Here is a 19,393-nt window from a genome sequence, read left to right as displayed (position 1 = left end):
CTATCGCAGCATAGCTGAACTCCAGGCAGATCTGGACAGATGGATGTACAATTATAATAATGAACGGACACACAGCGGGAAATACTGCTTTGGTAAAACGCCCATGCAAACGCTCATCGACAGTATACCAATGGCACAGGAAAAGTTATTGGAGAGGCTCGCCGATGACCAGATTCTTCAGAGCCCTCACAAAAAGGGCTCTGAAGAATCTGTGTCGATGCATTTACACGAGAAAAAACTATATTCACAAATCAAATCTGGCAACTTATAAAAACACACAACTGTCAGATCAAATAGTGGCTATTACAACTTATTTATCCATAACCTCATTCCAGAGTTGATTAGCACTATCAAAGAAGTTTCGATCCCCTTCTTTTCTAGCCAATTAATTGGATTCCCGAGAAGGCGTTTGTATATCGCATCCTGAGGCGTCCATAGCCGACCTACGCTGGATATTCCGGCATACTTGGCCATGATCTTCCGTGCTCATTTGAGCAACGGGTTGTGTTAATGAATATTAAATTAAAGTATCTAATTCAGGCGGATAGCATGATCAAAGTGTATCGGAACGCCCTGAACTCTTCTCCGGAACGCATTGGTCAACGAGTCCGGAATTTCCAGGATTTGTCTCGTCCTGGTTTTACTTGTCGTTTTTGAATAGTAATACTGGAATTAGTTTACACCAATATTCCCTAGTCCTGATTTTACTTTACAAGGGTACGCTTTTTATTTTCTTAATAGCTGAAAGCTTTCCCCTTATCGTTATTATTGACGTGTTAGGATGTGGGAAACTCCTTCAGTTTTCCGTATCCTAATGCGTTTTTCTTTTTGCCCACACGCTCTCAAATGTTGATAACCTGATTTTCCTCCTTTCCTTTTTTAGGGCGCGAATATCCCTTCCAACGCTTTTGAATTTCACCAGACATGCCATGTGCTTGGTCCGGCGTATGATAATTCAAGCTTGCATGAGGGCGCCGCTCGTTGTAATGGCCAATGATCACTGCGATACTTTTCTTTGCCTCCTTGTGGTTCTGATAAACCTTTTTAGGAAAGAATTCATTCTTGATAATTCCATTAACGCGCTCGGCAAGCGCATTTTCATAGGAGCTTCCACTTTGGGTCATACTGATCGCGATCCTATCCTCGTTTAACAGGGCTGTATAATTCTGAGAGCAATATTGTATTCCACGGTCAGAATGATGCATCAGGATAAATGGAGATATCCGTTTTCTACTGTCTACTGCCATTTCCAGGGCTGCAATGCAGCCAATTGCTTCCAGACTGGGATTCAGGGCATGTCCAACGATCTTTCTGGAATAAGCGTCTGTGATCAGACTCAGGTAACTGAAGCCTTCCAGTGTACGTATATAGGTGATGTCGCTCACCCAGAGCTGCTCTGGTGCTTGACAAGGATAGATGCGCAATCAGGTTAGAATACTTTCTTAGCCAGTGATGGGAATCTGTTGTTTTAACCATGCGCTTTCTCCTGCGGATCAATAGTCCATGAAAGCGTAATAAGTCATACAGCAAGTCTCGCCCCATCTTTATCTCATGTTTTTCCATCTCCGAAATGAACAGATGCAATAGTTTTCTGGTTTCCAGCATAGGAACAGCAGCACGGAACTCACCCACCAATATCAACACAACCATATGTGCTATACTCGTCCTTGCCGCATTATGATGAGCTAAGTAATAAGCCTGACGGCTGACACCAAACATTGCACAAATAGCTACCAGGGTATATTCTGGTCGCTTTTGCCGCATTCTTAAGACCGTTTGGTACCACGCTTTTTTCGGATCTTGATATGAAGGTCACTTTCCGCTACTTCGATCATTGTTTCCAAAGCAAGATTCTTCAATTGGGATAGTTCTAATGCTTTGGTAAGCTCATGTATTTTCTTGATGAGTAACTTTGATTCCTGACTTTGGGTCCGCTGAAGAGTTGTCTGCATTTAGCAAAGTAGTCAAATTAAGCTTACCAGCCCATGCTTTTATCGTGTTTCTTGGAACCCGATATTTTCGACTTGCCCCCAGGAAACTGATCATCCCGGTTTTTATCTCTTCAACGATCTTAATTTTAGTTTTTTCTTCGACCTTGTCAAATGGCTTACGTCTCACGACAGCCGCTACTTTCTTTTTCTTCCCTGGAATTGCTTTCATTTTCTTGTCTTTATTGACAAGCTATTTCAGGACAAGACAATTCAATGAAGGAAATCCTTGCGTCACTATTCCCCTTCGGCAAGGAAAAGGTAAAAGGTTTTATTTACATATACAATTGCTTACCTTAGCAAAAGAAAAGGGCCGTCCGGCCCGATTTGTGATAAGGTTTAGGTTACAGGGGACGGGCGCGATGCTGCGTCCCCTGCTATTTTTATCGTATCATTAACAGGATCAATTGCGTCAAACGCCTGATTTCAGATGATGCCCATATCCCTGCAAAAAACCACGAGCTGTTCGTTTTTCGAAAATTTCAGGGCGTCCCGCATTTGTTTCAGCCGCTTTTCCACACTGCTTAAAGCAGAGGGTACCATATTGTTTTGCTGTAAATGATCCGGAATATTCTTTTGCAATACTCCTTGCGACAACAGCGAAATGATCATGATATCCAGTTCTGTGAAATCATAGGCATTCTTTCGGGCTGTGACCTGCCGGAGGTGTGTGGGGTAATGTACTTTTCCTGCAAAAATGGTTTCGATCGCGGTGCGCAGTTCCTGGGCGTCATGACGTGCCTTGCGGACATAACCGTCGATCTTCAGTTTTTCGAACAGGGGTTCGATCACGCCGGCTTTATGCTCTGCGGAAAAGACGAGTACCCGGAGGTCGGGCTGCGCGGCTCTGACGGCTGCGATCAGCGCTTCTCCGCCGGGGAGCTGCTGCGGGTTGTCGTCGGGTTCGAAGAACAGGTCGGTGACGAGCAGCTCATAGGGCCGGTTGTGCTTATTGGCAATAGAGATCCTTTTCAGGGCTTCGTCGCAGTAATAGGCGAAATCGGGGGTCGGAACCCCGAGGTCCGTCAGGGTTTTCCTGATGGAAATACTGGCGCTTTCATGATCTTCGGCGATCAATACGTTTTTAAACATCATACAGCTTTTAGATGACCGGGAAGGATATATGGATCTTCAGGCCTTTTTCCTGGCTGGTGTCAAAGATAAGTTCGCCTCCTATATCTTTGATACGGTTTCCCGTATTCCGCAGGCCGTTCTTTTTTTTCAGGGTACCGCGGATGCCGGTACCGTCGTCGGTGTAATGGACAGCTATCTTTTTGTTCCCGGCGTTAAACCGGAGGGCTACGTTTGCTGCCTGGCTGTGTTTGCGCATATTGACCATGAGCTCCTGCAGGATATGCCAGAGTTCGTCCTGCTGGGTAGAATTGGTATGTTCCCAGAGGCTTTCGGTATTACCTGCGGACAGCACCCGGATCTGGTCTGTGGCAAAGGAATTCAGCATGGTGGCGAGGCGTTCATGGAAGGGTATCGCCTGTGCCGTTTGTCCCTCATAGGAAATATCCCGGGACCTTTCGTAGAGGTGGTCGATGTTATCGAGGAGGGTGGCTTTATCCAGGTCTTGCCGGGTTTCCACTTCCTTCATGATCCGGTAAAGGCCGTTGGCGACGACATCATGCACTTTTTTTGAGGTTTTCAGCTCGCTTTCCCTGATGGCCTGCTGTGCTTTCATTTCGGTCTGCTGTTTCCGTTTGCGGAACCAGAAGCGGATAAAAGAAGTCCCGGAAAGGATCAGGGCGAGGCAGCCTGTAATGATGAGCCTTTGCCGGTCGATCTGGTAGTTCTTTTCCGTATTGTCTTTTTGCAGTTTGAGTTTATCTGCCCGCTCTTTCTGTACGTTATAACGGATCAGGGCGAACTGGTTCTTGGCGGCATTTCGTGCGGCCTGTATGCTATCGCCCAGCTCCCGGTATTTTACGAAAAAGGCCCTGCTTTCTTTTGGGGTTGCCAGCCTGACGAGTTTTTCCAGGGCATCCAGCCGGTTGTCCGGGCTTTGGAGCAGCTGCGCGGTGGCGTACAGCCTGCGGGCATAGTTCAATGCGGAATCCGGGTGGCTGCGGGCATAATAATCCGCCAGGTGTGCGAAGCTGGAGTTCTGCCCCCATTGATCTTTTTCCTTCACCCGGATCGCAAGCGCTTTTAACAGCTCGGGTGCGGCATCATAACGCGGGTCGCTCAGCCATCGGGTGGCGGCCATGTTGGTCAGCGCACGTGCATAAGCAGTTCCTTCTTTTTTGGTTTGCCCGGTAATTGTTTTATAGAGGTTCAGCGCGGGACCATACGCTTTTTGTTCCCGGTATGCATTGGCCTTATTGTTCAGGATCACCAGTTTCAGCTGCTCATCGGTAGTGGCAGCGAGCGCGCGGTCATAAAAGCTGATCGCAGCATCGTAGTTTTTCAGGTTGAAGCTGGTCATGCCCAGTTCGTTGTAATCATTGACCAGGCTGCTGTGGTCTTTACTATCCTTTTCATTCAGGAACTTCAAAGAAAGCAGCAGGCTTTCCTGCGCACCGAAATCATCCCCCGCTTCCGACTGGATCATGCCCATGTTGGTATAGGCCATGGCGACCTGCTGGCTGTCTTTGGAAGCAGATACGACTTCATTGAAATAATAAAAAGCGGAATCGGGCCGGCTGGAAAGGAAAGCATAGGCTTTGCGGTAAGTATCCCAGCTGGCTTTCGGTGCCGGCCGTTTGGCTTCCCGGCAGGAACACAGTATCAGCAGGCAGAGGCCCGGGCCATAAGACAGCTTTTTTAAGGTGATCATTGGAGATAAATGTAGGAAAAAGCTGTGAAGTAAGATCACGGGGCATTAAAAAAGGCAGGCCTTTCGGCCTGCCTCTTCGTTCGGGATCAAAAACCGCCTGGCGGCGGAGGTGGCGGAGGGGGCAGGTGCCCGTTATCTCCGCCGCTGTCGGCATTGATGGTTACTGTTCCGGTACTGTTGCCGGTGTGGGAGGTATGTGCAGGGCATGCGAATGCCATAAATATTGCGAAGAATAGATTAAACATTTTCCTGAAAAATTTAAATAAGTAAGCTAATGGCCGGCACCCGGGGGGATCGGTCCCGGGCCTGGCAAACTGCGTAAGAAGCGCTTCTTACATTTTTTTGGGAAGGGTGAGCAACGGTCGCGGAAGCCGGGTCACCGCTTCCCAAGCCGGTTAGCGGCTGCCGCTTTCGCTGCTCTTTTTTTGAAACCTGACGGGTAGGTTTTCCAGTAGCTATCGGGATGCCCGTCTGATTTCGAAAGCAAATGTATAGCGGGCTAAACCGCTTTGCAGCAAGGAATTCCGGTAATTCCGCTCATTCCGGCAGGATTCCGTAAATGCTGCCGGAATTCCGAAAATTCCGTTAGTTTTACTTTAAATTTTTTTGGAAAATGTTTGCTGATTATCAAAAGCAAGTCCTGCTGACCTATCACGAAAAGAAAAGGGCGAACCAGCTCTCGCCCAATTTGGTCCATACCACGCCCGGCAGGTTGCGGGAGGAATGTATGGCTGTTTTTACCGCGCGTTATGACCACCGTCATGATGAAAAAATACTCCGGCAATTTTTTGGGTATCGCGAAGATGCTGCTGCCTATATGCGGGCGATCACAAACCATAAAGCAGCGAAATTCAAAACCCTTGATAACTTTTTAAAGGGGGATACCTCCGGAACTCAGGAAAAAAACATCGAGTTGCTGGCCTGGCTGATCGACTTCAGACCCCGACCATACGCGTGGGACCGCTCCTATGCCGAATTGGAAAGAATGCATCAATCCGAAGCCGGAAAAATGAATTTGCCGGAAAGGACATCAAAAGAAGAAAAAACAGGGGAAGAAAGGGAAATATCAGCTATCCTGACTACGCCGGGTGTACCCGCAGGGACGACCAATCAGTTGCCTGGCCGTGCTGCTGAGGCTGCGCTTAATCAGGCGCTTCGCACCGACCCGGTTAAAATGTCCCGAAATCCCAGGTTAAGAAATGCGGTTATATTACTGCTGTTGCTTTGTACTTCAGGAGGAGGGCTATTTTGGGTTTGGAACGCAAAGAAAAGTAAGGAACAGTGCATGTGTTGGGCAGGGGACCATTATCGGTCAATTTCCTGCCGGGAGAAATTAACCGGTTCGGACGTTTTCGGGATGGACAGCCTTCAAATGACCTATTTCAAAAAGATCACCAGGCCGGATACCCTGACACAAAGGGCACTGGGCCATGTCTGGTATTCTAAAATCGACGGAGATGTCGAGTTTTATACGTCGGGCGGCTTTCACCCGATTCACCGGGAACGCAGGCTGAAGCCATTAACGATCTATATCCTGAACAAATATGCATACCAGGCTGCGGCGAAGAACTAAAGGAAGGGTTTAATCAGCCTGGAATACACCTGGCTTCCAATAAGGCAATTGCAACAAGTGTGGGACTGGATTTACGATTGACCTGGCAGACAGGTAACCGGAAATAATTACCGTCAGCCTATGGCATTTTCCCTATGCCTCGATTAAGAAAAGCGGGCGATGACAGGTTCTTCCGGTCCAGCTCCTGAAGCCTGGACAACGATTACCCGGCAACCCGGGCGGCTTGCCGGGGAGCCGGTTCTGTCATTCAGCCTATTTTTTGCAAACCCCGCATGTCAGCCCCTGCTTTGCACAACGTTTACAGTATTTGCAGTTCCTGCAGGCTCTGCATGGGCTCTCTCCCTTGCAGGTAGCGAAACTGTTATTAGAGGTCTTAACAGGTAAGTTAAAGCTTGCATGACACAATAGCGTTCCGGCAGCCAGGAACAGCATGATAAGGAGTCTTTTCATGATCATTCAGTTTGGATACCTAAACTTACCAAACCCAACTGGCAAATCAAACCTGCGGGCCGTATTTGATAAACAGGCACTTAGCGTAATCAGAATACTTTGGTCACAACCTGACTTTTAAACCCTTATCCGGACTCTTGCGGTCGTGACTGGTGATTTCACAAAGACTATACTAAATTAGTTAGCAAAATTCAAATAAAGATCTCCACCTGTCATTTGCTTTCCTACATTTGCCACATGAGAAAACAAGTATTATCAATTACCTTGATAGCCTTATCAGCAGCTTTGATTTCCTGGGGATATAAAGGGCACAGGGCTGTGGCGGCTATAGCGCAAAAGCATTTAACGTCAAATACAGCCTATGCTGTTTCTGCTTATTTAAGAGGTGAAAGCATGGCGGATGTGAGTACATGGGCGGACGATCACCGCAACCCGACAACGGGTAAATGGCACTTTTTAAACCTGCCTTTGGGTCTGAACCACCAGCAATTTGTGGAGTATGTTAATCAGCAAAGCAATGATAATGTTTACGGGGCCATACTTAAGGAGAAAGCTATTTTAAAAGACCTGGCTTCGACATCGGATCAAAAGAACAGCGCCCTTAAATACCTGATCCATTTAGTCGGTGACGCTCATCAACCGATGCATATCAGCCGTGCCGAAGATAAAGGCGGCAACACGATCCAGCTGCGCTTCGATAATGCAGGGACTAACCTGCACAGCCTTTGGGATAGCAAGCTGATCGATCATGAAGGATTAAGCGAGGAGCAAATTGCAAAACAATATGACTGGGCCAATGATGCGCAAATTAAGAAATGGCAGGCTGACAGCCCGATGGAATGGCTTTGGGAGAGTTACCGGATCAGTTCCGAGCTTTACGCTGATGTTAAATCAGGTCAAAATATCGATGAAGCTTATTATAAGAAGTATATTCCAACCGTCCATTTGCGGATTGACCAGGCTGGTATCAGGTTGGCCGGGGAGCTGAACAAGTTGTTTAATGATACGAAGGTTAAGATCACTAAGGTAGATTTGTTACCTGCACCTCCGCTATCAAACACTTCTGCTCAGGTTCAGAAGATCAAACTTGAGGATGTAAAAAATAACATTGGAAATAATGTTACTGTTACCGGAAAGGTATTTAGCAGTAAAGATATCAAGAGTATGGTACTGGTTAATCTTGGCGCAGCTTATCCAAAGCAGTTATTGACAGTGGTATTGAAGGGAGATGCCAGGCAATTCGCGGGTCAGCTAGATGATAAGACCATTACTGTGCAGGGAAAGGTGATTGACTATCAGGGCAAGGCTGAGATTGTTGTCGAGGATGTACACGCAATAAGTATTGAAAAGTGAGTTGACAAGGCAATAGTCATTGTTAAAGGAAAGAGGCTGTATCATAAATCAAAATTGGCCGTCAGTGGCCAAATAAAATTTCGACATCGGCTGGTCACTAATAAAAAAAGGGCAATTTTCGATTTGAAATTGCCCTTTTTTTATTACGTTTTGAGATCTATTTACACCTTAACAAAATTTAATTTCGACACCAATAGTGTAAAATGATTTATGATACAGCCTCTTTCTTTTTATATAAGTATATTATTTTTACTGCTACCTATTAGGCCCACGCTTCATTAGAGCTGATTTTAAAGAATAAAATATAATCCTTATGATTTCAACTTACAAAATAGCTAAAACGTAAATTACCGACTTAGCAATTAAGTAAATTCTGAAATTAGTTTTTTTGCCCCCTCAAACCTTGACCGAAATGCACATTAAATGAGCCGGTATATAGGATCCGATCAAAAATACTATTGTTCAGCAGTATTCAGTCATAACTGTTATATATTAATGAAAAGAAATGGAACATCGGATAACTAATAATTATCAATATATTCTGAATTATAAAAATTCATATATTTAGATAATTAAACCTGTTTACGCGTGAAGAATTATTACCGTATTTTTTCAGAAATACCAAACACGACTTACGAAAAATCAGTCGAATATCTTCGCAAGGCCTTGTCTGAAAATTTGACAGAACTGTATGAGTTACAGTTCGAAGACGCTGATGTCCGCCACTTCAACGATAACGTTAATCGAAATTACATGATGTACTTTGACTGTACCGACGATTACAGTGATGATTTTTTTGGCAGGGCGGCCCGGGTAGTATTCGTTTTTGCTAAATCTGCATTCAATCCGACGAAAAGAAACAGCTACAGATTGCGGCAGATGGGCTCTTTCAAAAACGTTCCCCAACTGGAAGGCTACGATAAGGGGCACTTCATCGCGCATTGTAACGACGGGCAATTAGACCAAAACATTTATCCCCAACTGAAAGAACTCAATCGGGGGATATCATTACAGGGAAAACTATTCCGTTCGATGGAAAGGTACTGTCAGCGAAACCCTGGAATTTTTTATTTCATCAGGCCATTATACACCGATCTCACCTGTATACCTGACAAAATTGATTTCGGTATTTTCACGAGACAAGGTGGATTGCTGTTAAACCGGTTCGACAACCGCAACACCGGGACTGAGGAGTTGCCCGTAAATATTAGTTTTGACAATTCAATAAAGGATAACTGTTAATTATCAATGGAATTCTCCGTAAGAAAAATCGTTCATCATGAAGTATTCGATTGCAGGCAGGCCAGCCAGGCACGGGGTATCAAATTAAAACAAGAATTAAAAACACTCGTATTGGGCATAGGGGAACGAAAGATCGCGCTCCATTCCCGTGGATGCGACCGAGTAAATTTCCGCGCTGTCAAAAATGTTTTTCATATAAAGAATATCTCCTTTATGTCGTCGGAGGAGCTATTAGCTTACAATTTATCAAAGGGCCTGATTAATCCTTGGAACGTAGAGTTCTGCCAATATCATTTGGTCTGCCTTAAACTGTTCTACAATCGCTTCACCGGAACCAATAATTCGACAGCGACGGTAGGCAATCTTTTTCTTACGAATCATATATTTCAACTACCTCATCTCATTTTAGGAAATTTTACTCATGGAAACCCTAATCTTCCCAAATCGTATCGTTTTGATCGCGGACACGATCAAGACATTTAAAAATGTTGATTTAGCAACTGATGATCTGGAATTTACAGAAGAACCCTATTTTAACTCGATATTAAATGGTTTGAAGAGGGTTTGCCGTGAGGTGATCCACTATGATGATCCCGGCCTTTTTATTAATAACATTGCCAAACACAAGATCGATATCGTTTTTTCACTATGGTCAGGACGAAAATCCCGTAACCGGCGTGCACTGATCCCATCTATTTGTGAAGCCTATAAGATAAAATATATTGGAGCAGATGCCTATACCAACATCATTTGCCAAGACAAAGCGATGTCAAAGGAATTTTGTAAAAAATTTCAACTGTATAGCCCCGGACATGTGTTGGTCAACCAGGCTATCACCGTTCAGGAAATCGCTCATTTGAAGATGCCACTTGTTGTCAAACCGAATTTTGAGGGCGGTTCTATAGGGATAGCGGAAACAAATTTGAAAAACGACCGTCACCAAGCCTGTGAATTGGCAAATGAGTTGCTTGATATTTACAAACAAGAGATCCTGATAGAGGAATTTGTTTTCGGGCGTGAGATCAGTTTCGTTTTGTCAGGCAGCAAGGATAAAATAAAAATCTGCGAGGCTGTAGAGATTGTCTATGATAACGATCAGGGCGGCTTAAAGGACCGCTTGTATAGCTACGAGATAAAAAAAGAAAATGAGGTAAATATTTATAATAGAATAATAACGTCGGAGATTCCCGTAGAAATAATCGAACAAGCCCGGCAGATATTTCAAATGCTGGGAAAGGTCGAAAATTTACGTATCGATGGGCGCTATGATGATAATAAATTTTCCATGATCGAATTAAGTCCGGATATTTTCTTCGGGGAAGACGGGACTTTTGCTTGTGCCTTTATGCAAACCGGTTACACGTTTGAAACAATGCTTACAACGATCATCCAGAATTGCTTATGATAATTCCTCGATATGAGGGATATCAAAATGCCAGTAAGAGATAAAGCAAGGCTCATAATCATAGATCAGTAGGGTAGCATAATCTTCAACGGCATGATTTGCACCAAATAGCCGATTTTCCCAATACAGATGATAATCGTCGCTTGAGGTCATCGCTCCATGGACCTTCTGCGCTTCCAACTGGTAGTAAAGATAAAGATCTATGTTGTGGTTCTTGTAGAACCTGGAAATATGATAATAGCATATTCGGTGCATAATGTGATCGGGCTCATCCTCCATTACTTTCAATATGTTATTGATTACCATTTCTCCTCGATCGTGCTTATTGGTTTTGGTGTAAACTATCAGAAGGTTGCTGTAAATGGCCAGTTTATCAAATGAGGTCAAGGCGGTCATGCGGGCTTGCTGCAGATACTCTTCTATAATTTCATTATCCCAGTCATTCAGATGTAAAGCGACGGCAGCTTTATTATTAAAAATGATGTGTCGCTCCAACGTCTTGCCGTCAAGTAACTCGCCGGCTTCGTTCAGTTCCTGTCGAGCTTCTGCAAATTTAGAGGTCCAGGCGTATAACATTGCCAATGTTATCTTGGAATGGGCTAACTGAATGGTCGATCTCCGTTCAGCAAAGAAAACAACGCTTTCCTGTGCGGCAAGTACGCTGGGGCGAAGCGGCAATATGATCTCCGCGTTTCGGAGAAAGAACCCGTATTCAAAAAATTCTTTGTAGGCAGGGTTGCCGTAAATATCTTCGTAGATCGATTCGCACTCATCCCACTCAAGTAAAGTCCGTTTGCTGATCAATAGGATAAGTTTCAGGCAAAGCTCAGTCCGCTTACCTATGCCGGTCTCCAGCACCGAGCTGATATAATCAACCGCTTCCTGATGGCGGTCAAGCCGGTTAAGTAACGCGGCGTGATATATCTTTTTATAAGACGTATCGGCGTGTATCTCAGGCAGAAGATTATATGCTTTGTCGAAAATACCGGCTCCGTAGTAGATATCCACTAGTTGGGAATAGATCTTGTCAAGGTCAGTCCGGCTCGATCTTTTCAAATTCTCTTTTACCGATTCCAGATAGTCGACCGCAGTGTCGGGCCTGATCGCATTTGCTACGATGATCTTGATGTCCGCCAATATCGTCAGACATTTATCCGGCGAATAGTGCAAGTAGCAGTGGAACAATAGATACAAGATGTGTTCTTTTGAATATTTAAAGAACTGGTTTCGTTCCAATAGATCGGCATAATAATCCGACCATATCTTGTAGGCGATAAACAATAACCTGACGTATTCTTTTCCCGAAACGATCTCCCGAGTTATTGAATCATGTTTGATGCTTATACGATTACCATTTCGCTGGATCAGTTCTTGCTCTTCAAGTTTGGCCAGGGAAAGGTCAACATCGATCATGAGATTCCTGACCTCTTTGGCGTTAGTCAAATAGATGAGGTCATCAATCAATACCTGCGCATTATGTGCTACAATTGCAATCAGGACGAACTTCTCGTTTTCTACCAGACTGTTGATATTAAAACCCCTTGGATTGAAACTATCGTCACTGACCAAATTAATGATCTCTTTTACATTCTCGTCTATACCCAATAAAACTTCAGTATCAGTTAAATTCCGAAGATCCCCATTGTATTTGATATAGGTATATTTTAAAATGGCATCCAAACTTTTTTTGTCCAGCCCTTTTCCGGAAATGATCTGCAAATAGTCTTCAAACGATAGCTTTTTCAAGTCCCATATCTCAAAATCGACGTTTTTGATCGTGAACCTTTCTGAGAGCACGCTTTCCGGGATCTTTACTGCCGCATTGCTGGTATATTCCCAAACGTGCATCGTGCTATCGGTATTTTCAATGATCTGCCGTAACAGTTCTACCGAGGTCTGATCAATAATCTGTATATTCTCTATGTTAAGTATCAACGGGATCTGTTTGAGTGCGAATTCGATATACGCCTTTAAGATCAGGATGATTTCTGTAATACTGGAATTGAAAACATAGTCAGAATCAAAGCTTCCTGATTTGAATATCAAATCCGCTCCGACATTTGCCGCTTTACCAAGAACCGGAATAGCTTCGGAAAGTGCATTCTTTATTATATTGAAGGCCCGTTTTTTCAATACGCCACCTTCTGAATTATTGAAAAAATACCCGAACGAAGGTAGGCCTTTAACGCTCAGTGAAGCTGTATTGATCTCGAAAGCTATCTTTTCGATCATTTTTCCTTCCGAAAGTCTATTACCAGCATCATCTACCCTGACCTTAACTGTGCTCCTGTACGATTGATTAAAGAGGGCCTTTTTCGTGAACGCACTTTTTCCAATACCGCTATTACCTTTTAGTAATAAGATCTTGCTTTGATTTTGCATATTTCTGATTAGGTCGACCATATGGTTGACTTCTTTGGTCCTATTAATAAAAGTTTCGGTCATTGATAATTAACAGTTATCCTGCATTCATAATGTAGCCAGCATAAATTCTTTACGAGGATGTTTGTCTGTAAGCAGTTGTTTTTGCTTTTGAACATTGACTTGGGTGTAAATCTGTGTTGTAACGATTGAACTGTGCCCCAACATGGATTGGATATACTTAATATCGACATCGTTTTCCAATAAGAGCGTAGCAAAAGAGTGGCGAAAAGTATGAGGCGTTACCTTTTTACTGATTTTCGCTTTAATGGCAATAGCGTTTACCAAATTGCGAATCGATTGATCGGATAGTTTGTTCCCTAATCGATTAATCAGTAGATAACCTCCCGATGCTGTTATTTTACCCTGGAACAGATCGCAATAAACGACCATCAACGCTAATGTATCGGGATTGCATATTTGAATAATTCGCTCTTTATTCCCCTTTCCTTTGAGTTTAATAACCCCAGAACTAATATTTATATCATTTAGCTTAAGGCCCGCTATTTCCGACACTCGGGCTCCTGTAGAAAAAAGCAGTTCCAATACTGTTGCATTTCGTATCTTTTCGCAATAAGCATATTTCGATTTAGGAACAATAGCTACCTCTTGGTAGGTTAGCTGTATCATGTTTTCTATTTCTTCTTTATTAAGGGCTTTTGGCAATGCTATAGCCTCTTTCAAATTAATCTTGACCTTTCTTACCGGGTTTGTTTCAATGAAATCTTCATATTCCAGATAATTAAACATGGCTTTTAAACTAGCAATCTTTCTCTTGATCGTTTTGATTTTCCAATTGGAAATGTCCCGCACATAATGTTTTATATGATTTTTGTTGATTTCATAAATGATTTGAGGATAGTCATTTAATTTAATGAAATCGCAGAATTGTTTAAGATCCAGTTTATAAAAGAGGATTGTTTTCTCGCTTAGATTTTTCTCGTACTTGCAGTGCTGTAAAAAACTTTGAGTCGCCTGTTGTAGTGTTTCCGTCATAATGGTGATTTAATTCAGTAGAAAAGAATATTCTGCCAAGAGTAAGTGGCGAAAATATACAAGAACCGATATTTTTTTTGGAGAAATCATATATTTACATGACCATGCCTGTCACGTCAAATAATGAGCCTTCTTAATACCCTTTTATTAGACTATACAGGTCCTGGCAATTTACTTATCAATAAAGGATAACTATAAATTATCATGCATCCAGATCCGCTTATCAGCATTATAATCCCGGTAGATGGTACCGAGGCGTATTTTTGCAAATGTATCGAATCCATCACACATCAGACGCTCAGCGAAATAGAGATTATTGTCGTCAATGATCATTCAACGGGAAATATTGATGTGCTGATACAGCAGTATCTTACCGACCCGAGAGTCGTTTATATAGGCCCGGAGAAAAAATCCGGTCTGGGCGGAGCAAGAAACGCCGGACTGCGGGTGGCCAGGGGCAAGTATATCGGGTTTTGCGACAGCGACGATTGGTTTGACCTTTCTTTCTGCGAAATAATGAAGGCTGCACTTGAAGATACCGGGGCGGTTATTGCTTCCTGTGATCTTTACCGTGAATACGAAAGCCGGCCAAACGGCATCTTTAAATGCAAGTATAACAGCCGGCACTTATTAAATGGCCGGACTGCATTTGGAATATTTACTTTTCAATATCAGCTCGAAATCAATATTGTAGGACAGGTCACCAATAAGGTTTACAGGAGGGACTTCCTGGAATCAAATGCCTTGCAATTTATAGAAGGAGTTTTTTATGAAGATCTGGACTTCAATTTCCGGGCGATGCTGCATGCGGACAAATTCGTTTGCGTTCCAGGCGTACGTTACCACCATTTAAAACGGGAGCACTCCATTGTGCAGTCTGTCTCAAAGAAACATATTGACGATTTCTTCCATGTTTTTTCCGTCTTAAAAGCGTATTTGACCGATGCTGGTCTTTATGAGGATACCATGTTCAACTTTTATGCTTTTGCGGAACGGTTTTATCACCTCATCGTACGTCAGATCTTTGAATTCAGCCAACTCGAGTCCGAAAAGAAAGCCCTACTAGCTTATACGTTCGGATTACTGGGCTCTGTTTTTAAATTGGATGAGTTTATCCAGTATTCCAGTGCCGAGAAATTGCGAAATCATATTCAGCCATATATTTCCGATACTGCAATTAAGTAATTATTTGGCAGACAGACCCGATAAGTGATGATCCATAGGAGAAAACCTAAATACATACACTATGCAAGCGATCATAACCTGACCGCGCCTATGGAAATGGCACCTCACTTGGTGAGGTTGTTTCATCCCAAAAGCGTCATCGATGTTGGATGCGGCATCGGAACTTTTCTTTATTGCTTCAAAAATGAAGGCATCACCGATGTGCTGGGTGTTGACGGGGATTGGGTAGACCGGGCGCTTTTGGCGCAATACTTGACCAAAGATGAGTTTTTGCCAGTTGACCTTGAACAGCCGCTCCTGCTGGACAGAAAATATGACCTCGTTGTTTGCCTGGAAGTCGCGGAGCACATTTCACCGGAAAAGGCAGAACAGTTTATAGCAAGCCTCGTTTCGCTCGGAAGCTTGATCTTGTTTTCTGCAGCGGTTCCCACACAGGGCGGCCAGAACCACCTTAACGAGCAATGGCCCGCTTACTGGGAAGAAAAATTTGCCCGGTTCGGCTTCCGCCTCCATGACATTATCCGTCCGATCTTCTGGGATAACCCCCGCATACCGACGTGGTATAAGCAAAACATCATGCTATACATACCCGAAAGCGCTTGTCTCCAGGAAAACCTGCCGGTCAATCCCCTCCAGAACGTTGCACACTATGAGTCCTATGCCAGAAGAGGCAAAAGGTTAACGGAGATCACTAGCGGAGAATGGCCCTTAGGCATGTATTTTCTGTTCCTCTTCCGTGCGCTGTTGCGGATCATCCGTTTCAAAAAGCCATGCCGGTAGTTACCACAATCTCGCGTCTATATAAAAAATATCTTCCTTCCTGGTTCCGCCAAAGTATATTGTAATATGGTTTGCTCTTTCTTTGGCATTTACGACCCCGATGTTATGAGCGGCAATGTCCTGATAGGACTGTCCCAATGGTACAAAAAGCCTGGATTGCTGATCAAGGTGATCCAGTGCCTGTCTGGTGTTTCCCTTTAAGTATTCGTAAGCTGCAGATAACTGCAAACGGATCGCACGGAACCTCGGATTAGGCGCCCTGGTGATATCGACCTCCTGCGTAAAAATATTCAACGCAGCCGCAAGATCCCCTTTGATTAAATAAATGGCAGCGAGGGCATTCATGGCGCGCCGGTAATCGCTAAACAGGTCCGTCCTTAGTCTCTCATGCGCGTTCAGCACATTTTTCAGTGGAAGACCTTCAGAAATGGCCATTAGAAAAGCGATCTCAAAATTGCCGATGATCACCCATTTATCGTCAACATCATTCGTGAATTTCAACCTTTCAGCGATACCTTCCTGAATCAGTTGTTTAGCGCGCGGAAGGTCAGCATGGTAAAGCGTTCTTGCAAAACGGATCTTTAATATTCCTGATTTATCCCATAATCCGTGTCGCAGGCAACGATCCACCAAATTGGAATAGAGCTGATCGCCCGCCGTAAAATCATCGGTCGACATAGCTTTCAATATTCGGATCTCATCGGCCAGGATATAACTTGGATGTGCGGAAAGCGCCTCTTGTTCAAATTCGCCGCCCATGATCAGAACATTAAAAAGGTCATCCAATAACACTGAATACCTCGAAATATCATCGAACAATAAATATTCGAAACTGGTATTCATCATTTCCGCAAGGGCTTTGATGCGGATCCACCGGATATCGGTGTCAGTCAGGAAAGCGGTTTCCTGAATGATCTGTTTGATTTCGTCGTTGCCTGCATAATGCTTACTGGTATGGCCAATGGCACGAGCGTACATGAAATACAGTTCATAGTAAGTGGCCGCGCCAAGTCTATCCCGGAATGCAGACCGGTTTTCCTGCTGAAAGACCGGTTCCAGAATGTAGATCACCGGATAAAACCGATGCATTTCACTCAACTGCCGGAGCTGACCGACGATATGCTGTATGGAAACCTTTTCATCCTCGAACAGGCACATTAACCGGTATTTCGTTTCCTCGATCTCGGTAAACAAATAACCATTGTCGGAAAAACACTCCAAAAAGCGGTTCTGGTACCGCTCACGGAATATTTTTGTATAAAAATCGTGATAGGGTATTATCCGCCCATCGGGGCTGTACCTGATCAATTCAAAATGGATCAGCTGGGGAACGGTTTTTTTGTGATGATCCTTTAATGCAGAAGGCAGTACACCGCCGCTCGAAAGATAAACCGCATTGACAACGGCCCGGAAGTCCTGGTCCGCGTCCGTTTTGGCGAACCGGTTCAGCACAGATTGCAGGTACGTGTCCCCGTTAAGAAATTCCCGGAAAAATAAAATAAGCCCGGCATCATCAAAAGGCTCGCTGCGGTCCTGTAATTGCCGAATGAGATCGATCAGTAACAGGCAATTTAGTTTTTGGCGGCTGAATAAAACCCTTGCTGTTAATTCAGGCAGCTCCAACTGGTTCTTTTTAAAGGAATCCAGCACGTCATCTATGGTCAGTTCCAATTGATGGGCACGTGATATGTTGTTCTTTCTAAAAAAAAGATACTCAGCAGATTCAAAATAGCTTTCCCTAGCTGCTACCACTGCCAGGCCTGTCAGTTGGCTCTTGCCAATTTCGACAAGCAAGTGGTTAACAAAGAGGCGATTGCTGTCATCTAATTTATGGAGGTCATCCAGCAGGATCAGCTTATCATTCAACCGGGCAAGTGGCGGAATAAGGATATGGTCCGCAGCCTCGAACTTACTGAGCAGCCGATGCAGCTTTTCCGGCTGTTCACGGGCGCCTACCAAATCCTCCAAATAGGAACTGATAAACAATCCCCGCTTTTTGAGCTCATGGAGATAGGCGACGTCGATCGACTCCAAATCCAGGTAATAAAAGAGAACCGACAGGACCACATCGAGCAGCAGGCGACTATTCATTAACTGATCGTCTGTAAATGCAGCAACTATCGTGTCTTTATTTTTAAGGCCTTTGGATGCAATGATCTCGATCATACGTGTCTTGCCGTTAGCGCCAGCACCGCGGATCTCCTGAAATACAAAACCCTTTACTGGGACAGTGCCGCTTACCACGGAAAGGATGGCTGCCATAATATTTTCCTGCGATGCGATAGATACGGTCGGTTGAGCGGTCTTTCTGCTGATCTCCACCGGTCTGTTACAAAACAGCTCCAGATCGCCGATGCGGATCACTGGGCCGCTGACGGCAGCTGGCAAAACACATTCCACATCAAGCTCTATCGTATTGATACCCTGTTTCAGTCTGATCCTGTTGTCCGTGACCCAATGATTGTTTTTTATCTTCAAACCGGCGTTCAGCGATGTGATCCGAGCTGTTTGATCGGCAGGGCTGAAAATCCTCAAAAAGGAATTGTAAACCTGATCCGTATACAAATGCTGCAATGGTTCGGTAAAGTATTGTATCGAATAACTCTTCTGGTGAAAGGATATTTTATCCGTGCAATAGAGATCCTGGAAGAAGCTCGCAGGGATCTGCGGTGCGTCCGGGAAGTAACGCTGATAAATTTCAGGATGGAGCAGCAGCCACCGCTCCAGGGTCCATCTCGAAAAAAATGCTACGTTGTTTTCGTTATAACGAAGCGCATTCATCAAGGCCTGCTTGATCTTTTGCTCAACAGACAGTTCAATTTCGATGTTGGTGATAAAGATGATTTCCTTAACGTTTCCCTCGATGATCGCACTTACAATTGTTGAATCGAGTTTATAACGGCTGAGGTTCTGCTGCGTGAGCGAGTATTTCGCCTCCATCCAAATCTGTTCTTCCGTAGTGCCGGCCAAAGGAAGATAACAATAAAGGATAGCGATGCCATCTTTGTTTCCATCCCTTGTTAACTGAGTAGCACGCCATTTGACATCAAAGCCGATCTCTTTCGCGACAAATTCATTGGCGAGTCTCTCGAACCCCTGATGTCCGTTATTTATCTTTTCCCAGTCGACGAATTTTTCATTAGGCATGATAATTTATAGTTATCTATTGTTGAAAACGGACAAGAAGGCGAATTTTTAATTAACCACCTAAAACTGAA

The 19,393-nt window shown here is 44.1% G+C and carries 15 protein-coding genes and 1 pseudogene; 8 read left to right on the top strand and 8 right to left on the bottom strand.

Translation table 11 applies throughout. The annotated features are described in order from the left end of the window. Positions 1 to 271, top strand: a pseudogene (locus tag LX99_RS25835) (hypothetical protein); the annotation flags it as partial. Between the two features lie 571 nt (positions 272 to 842). On the opposite strand, the gene LX99_RS23980 reads toward LX99_RS25835, so the two are convergent. The 5 genes from LX99_RS23980 to LX99_RS26325 form a co-directional block, all read right to left on the bottom strand. Next, positions 843 to 1,424 (bottom strand): IS3 family transposase, encoded by a 582-nt coding sequence (locus tag LX99_RS23980; RefSeq protein ID WP_109610629.1) that lies wholly within the window; start codon positions 1,422 to 1,424, stop codon positions 843 to 845. A gap of 463 nt (positions 1,425 to 1,887) precedes the next feature. Next, positions 1,888 to 2,160 (bottom strand): hypothetical protein, encoded by a 273-nt coding sequence (locus LX99_RS23975; protein WP_109610627.1) that lies wholly within the window; start codon positions 2,158 to 2,160, stop codon positions 1,888 to 1,890. Positions 2,161 to 2,414: 254 nt separating this feature from the next. Continuing rightward, entirely contained in the window at positions 2,415 to 3,083 is a 669-nt protein-coding gene (locus tag LX99_RS23970) for a response regulator (RefSeq protein ID WP_245928003.1), read from the bottom strand. 7 nt (positions 3,084 to 3,090) lie between these two features. Beyond that, a complete protein-coding gene (locus tag LX99_RS23965; protein WP_109610623.1) occupies positions 3,091 to 4,770 on the bottom strand; it encodes a tetratricopeptide repeat-containing sensor histidine kinase in 1,680 nt (559 codons plus the stop codon). Between the two features lie 86 nt (positions 4,771 to 4,856). Next, positions 4,857 to 4,988, bottom strand: coding sequence for a hypothetical protein (locus LX99_RS26325; protein ID WP_281270999.1), 132 nt, complete (start codon positions 4,986 to 4,988; stop codon positions 4,857 to 4,859). Positions 4,989 to 5,383: 395 nt separating this feature from the next. On the opposite strand from LX99_RS26325, the gene LX99_RS23960 reads away from it, so the two are divergent. The 5 genes from LX99_RS23960 to LX99_RS23940 all read left to right on the top strand — a co-directional run bounded on the left by LX99_RS23960 (position 5,384) and on the right by LX99_RS23940 (position 10,793). Continuing rightward, entirely contained in the window at positions 5,384 to 6,343 is a 960-nt protein-coding gene (locus tag LX99_RS23960; protein ID WP_109610621.1) for a hypothetical protein, read from the top strand. A 687-nt stretch (positions 6,344 to 7,030) separates the two neighbouring features. Beyond that, complete coding sequence (locus LX99_RS23955; RefSeq protein ID WP_109610618.1) at positions 7,031 to 8,146, top strand: S1/P1 nuclease; 1,116 nt, start codon at positions 7,031 to 7,033, stop codon at positions 8,144 to 8,146. Between the two features lie 588 nt (positions 8,147 to 8,734). Next, a complete protein-coding gene (locus LX99_RS23950; protein ID WP_109610616.1) occupies positions 8,735 to 9,388 on the top strand; it encodes a DNA/RNA non-specific endonuclease in 654 nt (217 codons plus the stop codon). Between the two features lie 6 nt (positions 9,389 to 9,394). Continuing rightward, on the top strand, positions 9,395 to 9,871 hold the full coding sequence (locus LX99_RS26520) for a YbaK/EbsC family protein (RefSeq protein ID WP_109610614.1): 477 nt from the start codon (positions 9,395 to 9,397) through the stop codon (positions 9,869 to 9,871). After that, on the top strand, positions 9,810 to 10,793 hold the full coding sequence (locus LX99_RS23940) for a D-alanine--D-alanine ligase family protein (protein WP_109610613.1): 984 nt from the start codon (positions 9,810 to 9,812) through the stop codon (positions 10,791 to 10,793). The genes LX99_RS26520 and LX99_RS23940 overlap by 62 nt, the downstream gene beginning before the upstream one ends. On the opposite strand, the gene LX99_RS23935 is transcribed toward LX99_RS23940, so the two are convergent. Both LX99_RS23935 and LX99_RS23930 read right to left on the bottom strand, forming a co-directional pair. Next, positions 10,788 to 13,025 carry a hypothetical protein gene (locus LX99_RS23935; RefSeq protein WP_146203211.1) on the bottom strand — a complete coding sequence of 746 codons (2,238 nt, stop codon included), beginning with the start codon at positions 13,023 to 13,025 and terminating at the stop codon, positions 10,788 to 10,790. The two genes, LX99_RS23940 and LX99_RS23935, sit on opposite strands and share 6 nt — an antisense overlap. A gap of 237 nt (positions 13,026 to 13,262) precedes the next feature. After that, positions 13,263 to 14,210 carry a tyrosine-type recombinase/integrase gene (locus LX99_RS23930; protein WP_109610608.1) on the bottom strand — a complete coding sequence of 316 codons (948 nt, stop codon included), beginning with the start codon at positions 14,208 to 14,210 and terminating at the stop codon, positions 13,263 to 13,265. A gap of 204 nt (positions 14,211 to 14,414) precedes the next feature. Here LX99_RS23930 and LX99_RS23925 point away from each other — a divergent pair, with 204 nt between their 5' ends. Both LX99_RS23925 and LX99_RS23920 read left to right on the top strand, forming a co-directional pair. Beyond that, positions 14,415 to 15,395, top strand: coding sequence for a glycosyltransferase family 2 protein (locus LX99_RS23925; RefSeq protein ID WP_109610606.1), 981 nt, complete (start codon positions 14,415 to 14,417; stop codon positions 15,393 to 15,395). A 90-nt stretch (positions 15,396 to 15,485) separates the two neighbouring features. Then, positions 15,486 to 16,175, top strand: a complete 690-nt coding sequence (locus tag LX99_RS23920) for a class I SAM-dependent methyltransferase (RefSeq protein ID WP_170122788.1) — start codon at positions 15,486 to 15,488, stop codon at positions 16,173 to 16,175. Here the strand turns inward: LX99_RS23920 and LX99_RS23915 are convergent, their stop codons facing one another. Beyond that, complete coding sequence (locus LX99_RS23915) at positions 16,176 to 19,322, bottom strand: hypothetical protein (protein ID WP_109610601.1); 3,147 nt, start codon at positions 19,320 to 19,322, stop codon at positions 16,176 to 16,178. Between the last annotated feature and the right edge of the window lie 71 nt (positions 19,323 to 19,393).

Source organism: Mucilaginibacter oryzae, assembly GCF_003148845.1.
In the GTDB taxonomy this organism is placed as follows: Bacteria; Bacteroidota; Bacteroidia; order Sphingobacteriales; family Sphingobacteriaceae; genus Mucilaginibacter; species Mucilaginibacter oryzae.
Note: the sequence above shows the minus strand (reverse complement) of the source record. Positions and strands in the feature narration are given on the sequence as shown.